This is a genomic window from Candidatus Paceibacterota bacterium (assembly GCA_028714635.1).
GTDB lineage: Bacteria > Patescibacteriota > Minisyncoccia > Phycocordibacterales > JAQTLZ01 > JAQTLZ01.
The window spans coordinates 246920-256608 of the sequence record JAQTLZ010000001.1 but is presented as its reverse complement, the minus strand read 5'-3'; the positions used below and the strand labels follow the sequence as shown (position 1 = coordinate 256608).

Sequence of the window (9689 nt, the reverse complement as noted above, 5' to 3'; positions counted from 1 at the left end):
CCAACCCAATGAGACTGATGAGCATAATAGCTCGATCGAATACTTCCACATCAAGCTTTGCTTTGCGTCGCACCACAATGAAGACTAGTGTTGCGATACAGCCAAGACAGTCCGTAAACAAAACAGCCGTATTAATCCTTTCAGCCCAGTCAGTCCCCCAAGTAGAATAGGTAACCACATTTACTGAAGTGGTAACCGCAAAAACAACCCACGTCGCAAACACGGGCGCGGTCGTACCAACAAAGACACCTTTGTTGTATTTTATGAACGCGGCAAGGAAGATTACACTTGCCACTAACAACAATCCCGTCGGCATCTGAAATCCTCCCCTTGAGACTTTCACTTCGAATTGTTGAGTCAGGAGAATTCCTGAATCTCTCAACTTTCGATTTTCAAACAACCAGCTATTTACCTCTAAATGGTATTATGGCATATTTCAATGCTAAAGTCAATTGTCTCAGGATCTGAAATAACCTTCATGTATGGTATTATTTCGTAATGTCCGACAAAAAAATTGTCACGCGTTTTGCTCCAAGCCCTACCGGGCTTTTGCATGCGGGGAATTACCGTACTGCTGTTTTTTCTTACCTTTTTGCTCGGCAAAATAAGGGAAAATTTGTGCTTCGCATTGAGGATACCGATCGAGAGCGCTCAAAGAAAGAGTACGAGGATAACATTATTGAAAGCCTGAAATGGCTTGGGCTTGAACATGATGAATTTCATCGTCAATCTGAAAAAGTTGCGAGCCACAAAAAACATCTTCAGAATCTTATAGATAAAGGCATTGCTTACATTTCCCACGAAGAAAAAGATGGGAAGCCGAGCGATGTTATTCGTTTCAAAAATCCCGGGACAAAAGTAACATTTAAAGACCTGATTCGCGGGGAAATAACGATGGACACGACTGATCTCAAGGATTTCGTTATCGCAAAAAGCGTAGACGAACCCCTTTTTCATCTCGCTGTTGTTGTAGATGATTTTGAAATGGGAATTACCCACGTAATTCGTGGGGAAGACCACATTTCAAACACTCCTCGACAAATCCTCATCCAGAGGGCAATCGGCGCACCAGAGCCAATATACGCTCATTTACCGCTTGTTTTGGCCCCAGATAGGACAAAGCTGTCCAAACGAAAGGGCGCTTTAGCAATAAGCGAATACCGCGACCGGGGCTATCTTCCAGAGGCGCTTTTGAACTTTATGGCATTTTTGGGCTGGAACCCAGGCACCGATGCAGAGCTTATGTCCCTCGACGAGCTTGTAGAAAAATTTGATCTTTCGAAAGTACAAAAAGGCGGGGCGATTTTCAATGAAGAAAAATTGAAGTGGCTCAATAAAGAATATATAAAGAAACTGCCCCAAATCGAACTCGAGAAACAAGTCTTTGCAGAATTTGAGAAAGCAGGCAAAAAATTTGAATCGCATATGTTCAAAAAAATGCTTCCCCTCATCGTGGACCGTATTTCGACATTTGGAGAAGCAAAAGAGATCGCACAATCGGGAGAATTTGATTTTTTCGAAAAACAGCCTGAATACGAAATTGAAAAAGTGCTTGCTAAAAAAGAGCCGAGCAAAACAAAAACGGCAGAGCGGCTTTCAGAAGTTTCGAAACTTCTTGCCGGAGTTTCAGAATCAGAGTGGAATCAGGGTGGAATTAAAAGCGCGGTATGGGACTACGCAACCAAAGAGGGGAAAGGGGAGGTGCTGTGGCCGCTTCGCGTATGCCTTTCTGGGCTCGATAAATCACCTGACCCATTTACCATTGCGGAAATTGTGGGCAAAAAAGAAACGCTGGAAAGAATTAAAATCGCGGTTGAAAAGCTTCACGCTTAATTTGAATCCCGTAGTAGAAAATGGCATTGGAGCGAGACATTAATTTCCAAACAGTCATGAAAGAATTAAGTTTATCAGTACAAATAATTGAAATAAAACACCTGCTCCAAAGGAGCGATGCCATTTTTCACTAACCGGATGAAGAAACATGCCATATCTTTCTTTTTCATATTCCTCACGCTTCTAGGAACTTATAGCGCACCCAAAATTGTTCGGGCACTCACTCAAGCTGAAGAACTCCAGCAAAAGATCGACGAAAGAAACAAGCTCATCGCCGAACTTGAAGTTGAAATCGCAAAATACTCCACTGCCGTTGGGAAAATCTCGACCCAAGCCCAAACACTGAAAAATGCGATCGCCCTCCTTGATACAAGCATAAAAAAACTAAGCACGGAGATAAAAGCAACGGAAAGCAAGATCACCACCACAAGTCTCAAAATAGAATCTCTTCAGGATCAAATTGCCGACAAGAAAAATAAGATCGAACACGATCAGGCGGCGATCGGCGAAACTTTGCGACAACAAGCATTTGTGGAATCGAATTCTCTTGTTGAGACAGTCTTGAGCAACACCAATCTTTCTCAATTTTTTGACGAAGTAGCGACCTTGGAAAAATTCAGAGGGGAAGCGCGAAATATGGCAGCCTCGCTTGCTGATGAGAAAAAAGATCTTGAAGACAAGCAAAACCAAGTTCTCACGCAGAAAAAAAGCCTTGTCGATTACCGTTCACAGCTTGCGGACCAGAAGAAAATCGTAGAAGGGACAAAAACTGACAAAACAAAAGTTCTCACTCAAACAAAAAGCCAGGAAACTCAATACAAAGCAATTATCAACCAAAAAACAGCGCAGAAAAACGCTTTTGAACAAGAACTTTTCAACTTCGAATCACAGCTCAAAGTGGCCATTGATCCATCCAGCCTCCCGTCCACTCGTCCCGGTGTACTTTCATGGCCTCTCGGACACATTGTCATCACCCAACTTTTCGGAAAAACCGTTGCCGCGAAACGCCTCTACGCTTCCGGAACACACAGCGGAGTTGATTTTGGAACACCAATCGGCACGGCGGTGAAGGCGGCCCTTTCCGGAACCGTTGTTGGGGTGGGAAATAGTGATCTTTACCGAGGATGCCAATCATTCGGAAAATGGATTATGATCGCCCATCCGAACGGACTTTCTACGCTTTATGGGCACCTCTCGCTTATGAAAGTGGCAAAAGGCGATACCGTAGCGACTGGCCAGCTAATTGCATATAGCGGAAACACGGGCTATTCAACAGGACCGCATCTCCATTTCGGAGTATATGCGACACAGGGAGTGAAGATCCAACCATATCCTTCCGGTTCATATTGCAAAGGAGCTCTCCTTCCACTCGCTGCCCACGAAGCCTATCTTGACCCGATTATCTACCTGCCCGAAACAAAACCATAGACGTGTGGATTACCTCCGAACGCTCGAAACTATTCCTGGGGTATAATGAAAGTCAATGAAGAAAGGGAACAACCGCGGATTTATACGCCTCATTATTCTTATCCTCGTCGTCCTCATAGCGCTTAGCTATCTTGGTTTTGACGTAAAGAAAATTATTTACTCGCCGACAGTTACAAAAATAGCATCGCTCATATGGAGCCTTCTTGTGCTCATTTTTAATCTTCTTATAACCATACTGAAAACAGCTTGGGTGACGGTCACACAAGGCCTCAAATATACGACTAACTTAGTTCAAAATATAAAGACGCCTTAGTTTGTAAATTTCGCTATTTCTTCGGCAACAATTTTAGGGTGAGTGGCGTGTGGAGAATGGTTCGCTCCATCTACAACGACAAGTTTTGAATCCTTAATATTTTTCTGCATAAGATAAGCATCTGAAAGAGGTGTTATTTTGTCTTCTTTGCCCCAAATGATGAGTGTGGGAATGGAAATTTTCGAAAGCTCGGGCGTGAGATCGCGAGAAATGAGATTTTTCATTGTTTCTCTCATATTTTCTGGCGCACGGCCATAATCATGTGCACCAATAATTTTATAGAATACTTTTCGGACAAATGGAAAATCTAGGAAGATTTTCCCCACCTGTGCAAGAGAACCGAAGACAGCACGCTTTGCACGCAGAGGAAATTCATTATGAACTACACCAGCAGAATCAAGAAGAATCAGTTTCTGAATGAGGGTCGGATTTTTAGCGAACGCTGCAATAGCAATCCTTCCGCCGTTTGAATGTCCGAGAAGAATTACGTTCGACTCATTTTGAAGCACTTTTTCAAGCCAGGTAACATATTCGGGAAGCGTCCAAACTTTTTCAGATTTTTCAGTTAGGCCAGGAACGCGAAGCATGACAGGTTCAAAACCTTTCGCGCGCAACTCCGCAAGGCAAGGCTCCCAGGCCTCAAGTGTATACGTCCATCCGTGAATAATGTGAATCTTTATATTTTCCATTTTTTTCTTTGAGCTGCAAAAATTGCTTCCCTTCGGCACAATTTCGATGCGTCGGACGGATTCAAAAGAAGTTTTTCTACTACGCCCTCCAAATACCGTGCACCTTTGAAAAGAATCGTCTCTCCTCCCTTTAATTCTCTTTTGAGATACAAAAGGGCTTCGCCAGGCATAAGAAAATGTGCAACCTTTTTTTCTCCGAGAGCTTTGACCAGCAAAGGATAAGTATATTTTGTGAGTCTCGGTCCAACCAGAATAACCCGCGCGGGGGAGACAGACAAGATGTCTTTTACAATATCTGTGTGCTCCGCCTCCTCGCTTTTCCCTTGTTCGATCATATCTCCGAGCACAAGCCATTTTTCACCCAGGGCCGGATGACGGCGAGTAAGATCGAGCATGGTGCGCATTCCATCCATCGTCGCGTTGTAAGTGCTATCAATGAGCGTTGTGTTTTCTATTCCCTGGAATACTGAACTTCGGCCGGGAGGAAGTTCGAAATTTCTAAACATCGGGTCAACCTCAAATCCAAGCGTCCGAACGGCAGTCGAAACCGCAACAACCGAGAGGGAAGAGGCTGGGGGAACCAGTCGCGGAAGCGAGAAATTCCCGATCAGTGTTTCGATCTCTACGCCTTCATTCACAATTTTAAAGCTCCTAATCTCTTTTTCCGAAACGGGTATTACTTTTGATTTTGTACGCTTCGATTGCTTTGTTATGAAATGATTGTCTGCGTTTAAAATAGAAAATGCTTTGGCATGTTCGAGAAAATATCCGAATTCGTTTGCCATTGTCTCTTTGACTGCCTCGCGATGATCTCCCGAATGAGAAGTAACGATGCGATCAAAATTTATTCCGTGAGCTTCTTCCAAAGAAAGCCATACGATTCCAGTGGGTTTCAGGAGCTCCGCCAAAAATTTTCCTTCACCCGGACGTTCTGCATCAGCTTCAACTACATAGAGTTTTTCTTTTGGAAGTCCTCGAAAAGCGCGAAATGGCGAAAGAAGAGCAAAAAGAGGCCATTCAATGATACTGAAAGATTTTCGCTGAAGTCCGAGAATATGAAAGGGAATTCCAAACGCGCTGTTTGCATGGTGGGAATAGCGAGCTTCATTACCTAACTGAGCCTCGAAAAGGTGTAGAAGCGTAGTCTTTCCGCTTGAACCAATAACTGCTAACACTTCCGGATTCCAGCGACGCAAATAAATTCCAGCCCAAAACCTAAAGTAGCTGGCTACAAAAAAATAAATTTTCTTTTTTATGATTCGAAGAATTCTCATACCCCCCGTTTAATTTTACGCACAGTTTCAACAACAAAATTGATCCAATATCGTGGACTCAAAACATAATCCTGCGCAGGAACATATTTTTCTTCTCCTCCGCCGAAACCCCGCTTAAATTGCGACAATCCATACCACGGATGTTTTTTATCATCTTCAGAAACAATTCCCCAAAAATTATATGAATCGCATCCGCGTTTTTTCGCTTCTTTTATTGCCTCCCACTGCAAAAGCTCCGATGCGGAAATAGAAGGGAAGGGGGTATTTGAAGCCCCGTGGTGATAAAATCCGGAACTCGAAGTATAAATGATAAATGCCGTTGAAATATATTCGCCTTTATATTTTCCAAACCACAAAAGGGCCTGATTATTCTCTAGAAAAGTTTTGAATTCATTCTCCAAATATTTTCCTGAAAAAGGAGTAAAATTTTGGCGCTTCACCGTGTCCATATAAATTGACCAGAATTTTTCAAAATCCTCCATCGATTTCGAGGATTCGATTTCAACTCCATCTTTTATCGCCTTGCGAACCGCATAACGAGTATTTTTTCTCATTCCAGTTTGAAGTTCATCTTCAGTTTTAGAAAGAGAGAGAACAGAGGTGTGTTCAGAATGCAAATGAATCGGAGCTTTCCGAAATCCGAGTTCTGTAAAAATTTTGGCGTGGGCAGGGGAGTTCGCGAGGATACTGCTGACCCTGATAAAGTGGCAATTTTCCATTTTGCCGATCTTTATCGATTCGTCTTTCAAAAGTTCGAGAATTTCTGAAGTTTTTCCCGAGTATGCAGGATCAATCGCGGGACTATGGTGCCACGCAAGGAAAGTCCCCCGGCGGGCGACAATTTTTGTGACACTCGAAACCGCGACAAGCTTCCCTTCATTATAGACACCAAGTCTCCAAAGTTTGTTTCCCATCTTTTTCTCAAACTCTCCCCAATTCCAAGAAATAAGAAAAGTTGCCGGTTTAACCCGCATGAGAAATGATTCAAGCTCTTCTTTTGAATTAATTTCCCTTACTTGCATGGAAGAAATCTTTTATTGCGTTTGCGATTTTTTTCGCGTCCTGCACTGATATCTGGATACTAGTCGGCAAATTTATCGATTTTTCCGAAAGCTCTTTCGCGCGAGGGTTCTCTGCGAGCGCAAATTGAATTTTTTCATACTGAACTCCTTCTGGGGCTATCGCGTCCGTATACCAATTACCAAGGCGCACTCCTCGCGTCTTCAAAAACAATGCAAGCTTTGATGGCAGATCGATAAGGATTGTGTAGCGAAGATAGATGCTTTTTCTTATTTCATCTTTCACTTTCAGAGGCTTCACGATTCGAGAAATCGAAGCGAGTTCTCGTTCATACACTTCTGCTATCTGGCGGCGATGCTCATTGAACGCAGAAAGCTTCGCAAATTGATGAAGCGCAACAAAGGCCAAAATATCTGACATTTTATGAAAGACGAAGCTTGGTTTGCCTCCGGAAAGTTCTGTCTTTTCAACTGCTTTTGAAAAAACCCCTAAGCGCTTGCAAATTTCGATGAAGATCTTGCCGATATTTGCTGCGGAATAAAGCGGTTTTCCCAAAGCAAAGATGATTGGATGATTGAGTTGTTTCTTCACCCAACCCCATTTTGATTCAGAATATGATGCGTAGAGTGCCCGGACATTGTTTGCGATTCGCGCATCTTTCACTAAAAGTACGCCACCAAACACCGAAGAAAGAACTTTATCCCGCCCGAAACTAAAGAAACTTGCATCACCGAAGCTGCCAACCTTCTTCCCTTTATATTCTGCACCAAGCGCATGCGCGCAGTCTTCAATGACAAAAAGATTATGTCTTCGGGCTATCAAAAGAAGTTCCTCTAAATGCGCCGGCGTGCCGAATGTATGTTGGATGATGAGTACCCTACTTTTCGAAGTAATTTTTTTCTGGAGGTCTTCAGGATTCATCGTAAAGTCCTCCAAACTATCGACATAAACAGGCTTAGCACCCACCCAAAGTATCGGCCCCGGCACTGCGACGCATGTGTAGGCTTGAAGAAGCACTTCATCAGTTGAAGAAAGATTTAATGCAGAAAGAATCGCAAACAAACTTGTTCGCCCGCTATCAAAAGCAAAGGCGTGGGGAAGGGGAATATAGGTCGAAATCGCATGCTCAAGGCGACCCCTAAACCCAAGAGTCTTATTCCTCGTCCACGGAAAAAACCGCAAGCGAATTGCGAGGGAAATATCGTCGCGCTCAGTGTTTGGCGAAAGGCTCGTAAAAATCATAACGGTAGTACTAGAATATCATATTCCAAATTTTCTTTTTTGATTGAGAGGGAAGGGCCCCCTCTAGCTTCATGTCGCACAAGATACATTGTGCGACGTATAGGCACTTCCAGAAACGGCTCTCCCCTAAAGTTATCCACACCCGTTATTTGAACGACAAAGGCCGACCTTTTAAAAGGTCGGCCTTTGTATTTAATTATTTCTTTGCTAACTCAACTCCTGCTTTACCCCAACAAGGTTGTGACGCCTTCCAAGGCTTCGTACCTTCTTTTTCGTAAAGCACCTTTGCGTACGCGATGTTGCCATCAAGCGTATAAAGGTCGAGCCCGAGCTTTTCTGCTTGTTCTGCGTGGTAACCCTCATTGATCTGCATAACACCGATATCATGAGCGTTCACTTTACCGCGAATGATCTTTCCATCTGTGCCGAACTGTCGGAACTGCGATTCACATCGGGCAACTTCAGCCAAGATCGGAGTATCCTCAAAAACTTCACGGACGTGAGCCTCAAGAGTAACCGGCTGATCAACTACAGTACTTGTGAGATTGAGATCAGGAGATACTCCAGGATTTATCGCACTCACTAGCATCATTATTCCAATTCCAGTTGTAAGTCCTAACATAATTTTTTTATTAAAATATCGGCCGTTAAGCCTTTATTTTTAATCCGACCCGGAAGATAGTGCTGAGTAATAACTGCATCTTCCTGCCCTTAAAAGAAAAAATCAGATTGCGTCTGATTTCCTATATACTAACATATTTGATACCCTCCTGTCAAGGGTTAGACAAGGTTTTTCCTTCCCTGTCAACTCGATTAAATGGCTCTAAATATAGCTTAAAATGAAAAAAGAGGCCTCTTTTGTTAGACCATATTTACGATACCTTTGGCTAGTTGCCCCTCACTTTGACCCTTTTATCTTAAATCCAGGGAATTTTGAAGTTTTTGTACTCCGGAAAGAGCGATTTTTCGTAAAAAAGCCTAGAAAACACTTCGGCTTCAAGTTTGGCGCCGTTTATAGCAACATGTGGCTTCCCTTCTTCAGGCATGCCGACATACACGAGTATGGCGTCTAAATTAAGCGCAGAGCGGTTCTTTTCCATCGGTGGCTCAATCCCCTTTCTTTTCATATGGAAATAGCATATCGAATGAAGGTCTATCGTCCTATGGGTCAAAGGCCAATTCAAATGGTACCGTTCTACTGTAGCTTTCAAGAAATCCCTATCAAAAGAAGGGTTCTGCCCTGCCGTCGTGTGGTCAGAACTCTTCAAAGCCCAAGCAAGAAAATGCTCGACAATCTCTTTATCAGTTTGTTTCTTACTATCCCCTGCCCCCTCCTTGGTATAGCCATTAATTGCGAGAGATTCTTCGGATATATGCGCACCTTCGAAGACTCTGCATTCTTCATAAAATGTTCGCTTTGGATCAAGAAAATCTACCGCTCCGATAGAGAGAATGGAGTTTTTAATCGGGTCAACGCCAGATGTTTCGATATCTACAACAATCATAAAAATTAAGGGATCTTGCAGCCAGGGCCAATGTGAAGCCCGAAGGCCTCGGCCTCTTTTGCACTCGGAAAAGTTATTTTATTTTTTTCGGCAATCCTATTTGCTCCGCTACAAGTCGGATAATAATATGCAGTGCCCGTTTTTGATGCCAAAACCATAGAAGCAGAGAGTTCACTTCCCTGCCCCGCTGCCACAACTTCACTGGTTGAACTTGTGAAATTTTCTATTCGAATCGGCGTCTTCTCCCCTTCTGAAATCGAGAGTCGGCCAAGCCCAAACGATGCCGAACCCACCAAAATGATGAGAATGACTACAAAAATCCGCTCTTTAGTACTAGAATCGAGGGTCTTGATTTTTAGAGGAATATCATTTATACTCATTGCAC

At 43.3% G+C, this 9689-nt stretch carries 11 protein-coding genes; 3 read left to right on the top strand and 8 right to left on the bottom strand.

The window, feature by feature from the left end; translation table 11 throughout:
* Positions 1-382 (bottom strand): hypothetical protein (locus PHS53_01305; GenBank protein MDD5356770.1); only part of this gene is annotated, 382 nt, incomplete at its 3' end.
* A gap of 116 nt (positions 383-498) precedes the next feature.
* Between PHS53_01305 and gltX the strand changes: the two genes are divergently transcribed.
* From gltX to PHS53_01290, 3 genes are all read left to right on the top strand, one after another.
* Positions 499-1833 (top strand): glutamate--tRNA ligase, encoded by a 1335-nt coding sequence (gltX, locus tag PHS53_01300; protein MDD5356769.1) that lies wholly within the window; start codon positions 499-501, stop codon positions 1831-1833.
* Between the two features lie 117 nt (positions 1834-1950).
* On the top strand, positions 1951-3261 hold the full coding sequence (locus PHS53_01295; GenBank protein MDD5356768.1) for a peptidoglycan DD-metalloendopeptidase family protein: 1311 nt from the start codon (positions 1951-1953) through the stop codon (positions 3259-3261).
* A 55-nt stretch (positions 3262-3316) separates the two neighbouring features.
* Complete coding sequence (locus PHS53_01290) at positions 3317-3574, top strand: hypothetical protein (protein ID MDD5356767.1); 258 nt, start codon at positions 3317-3319, stop codon at positions 3572-3574.
* On the opposite strand, the gene PHS53_01285 is transcribed toward PHS53_01290, so the two are convergent.
* The 7 genes from PHS53_01285 to PHS53_01255 all read right to left on the bottom strand — a co-directional run bounded on the left by PHS53_01285 (position 3571) and on the right by PHS53_01255 (position 9684).
* Positions 3571-4263 carry an alpha/beta hydrolase gene (locus PHS53_01285; GenBank protein MDD5356766.1) on the bottom strand — a complete coding sequence of 231 codons (693 nt, stop codon included), beginning with the start codon at positions 4261-4263 and terminating at the stop codon, positions 3571-3573. The genes PHS53_01290 and PHS53_01285 overlap by 4 nt on opposite strands.
* Positions 4251-5537 (bottom strand): cyanophycin synthetase, encoded by a 1287-nt coding sequence (locus PHS53_01280; GenBank protein MDD5356765.1) that lies wholly within the window; start codon positions 5535-5537, stop codon positions 4251-4253. The genes PHS53_01285 and PHS53_01280 overlap by 13 nt, the downstream gene beginning before the upstream one ends.
* Positions 5534-6559, bottom strand: a complete 1026-nt coding sequence (locus PHS53_01275; GenBank protein MDD5356764.1) for a peptidoglycan bridge formation glycyltransferase FemA/FemB family protein — start codon at positions 6557-6559, stop codon at positions 5534-5536. Before PHS53_01275 ends, PHS53_01280 begins: the two co-directional genes overlap by 4 nt.
* On the bottom strand, positions 6540-7799 hold the full coding sequence (locus tag PHS53_01270; GenBank protein ID MDD5356763.1) for a DegT/DnrJ/EryC1/StrS family aminotransferase: 1260 nt from the start codon (positions 7797-7799) through the stop codon (positions 6540-6542). The genes PHS53_01275 and PHS53_01270 overlap by 20 nt, the downstream gene beginning before the upstream one ends.
* A gap of 196 nt (positions 7800-7995) precedes the next feature.
* A complete protein-coding gene (locus tag PHS53_01265; GenBank protein MDD5356762.1) occupies positions 7996-8421 on the bottom strand; it encodes a hypothetical protein in 426 nt (141 codons plus the stop codon).
* A gap of 295 nt (positions 8422-8716) precedes the next feature.
* A complete protein-coding gene (locus tag PHS53_01260; protein MDD5356761.1) occupies positions 8717-9304 on the bottom strand; it encodes a 3'-5' exonuclease in 588 nt (195 codons plus the stop codon).
* A gap of 5 nt (positions 9305-9309) precedes the next feature.
* Complete coding sequence (locus PHS53_01255) at positions 9310-9684, bottom strand: hypothetical protein (GenBank protein ID MDD5356760.1); 375 nt, start codon at positions 9682-9684, stop codon at positions 9310-9312.
* Positions 9685-9689: the final 5 nt, after the last annotated feature.

What these genes read in the sequence shown, in the direction of transcription:
- gltX (MDD5356769.1), top strand. Translation starts at nt 499, where the DNA reads ATGTCCGACAAAAAAATTGTCACGCGTTTTGCTCCAAGCCCTACCGGG.
- PHS53_01270 (MDD5356763.1), bottom strand. Translation starts at nt 7,799, where the DNA reads ATGATTTTTACGAGCCTTTCGCCAAACACTGAGCGCGACGATATTTCC.
- PHS53_01255 (MDD5356760.1), bottom strand. Translation starts at nt 9,684, where the DNA reads ATGAGTATAAATGATATTCCTCTAAAAATCAAGACCCTCGATTCTAGT.
- PHS53_01285 (MDD5356766.1), bottom strand. Translation starts at nt 4,263, where the DNA reads ATGGAAAATATAAAGATTCACATTATTCACGGATGGACGTATACACTT.
- PHS53_01265 (MDD5356762.1), bottom strand. Translation starts at nt 8,421, where the DNA reads ATGTTAGGACTTACAACTGGAATTGGAATAATGATGCTAGTGAGTGCG.
- PHS53_01290 (MDD5356767.1), top strand. Translation starts at nt 3,317, where the DNA reads ATGAAGAAAGGGAACAACCGCGGATTTATACGCCTCATTATTCTTATC.
- PHS53_01295 (MDD5356768.1), top strand. Translation starts at nt 1,951, where the DNA reads ATGCCATTTTTCACTAACCGGATGAAGAAACATGCCATATCTTTCTTT.
- PHS53_01280 (MDD5356765.1), bottom strand. Translation starts at nt 5,537, where the DNA reads ATGAGAATTCTTCGAATCATAAAAAAGAAAATTTATTTTTTTGTAGCC.
- PHS53_01275 (MDD5356764.1), bottom strand. Translation starts at nt 6,559, where the DNA reads ATGCAAGTAAGGGAAATTAATTCAAAAGAAGAGCTTGAATCATTTCTC.
- PHS53_01260 (MDD5356761.1), bottom strand. Translation starts at nt 9,304, where the DNA reads ATGATTGTTGTAGATATCGAAACATCTGGCGTTGACCCGATTAAAAAC.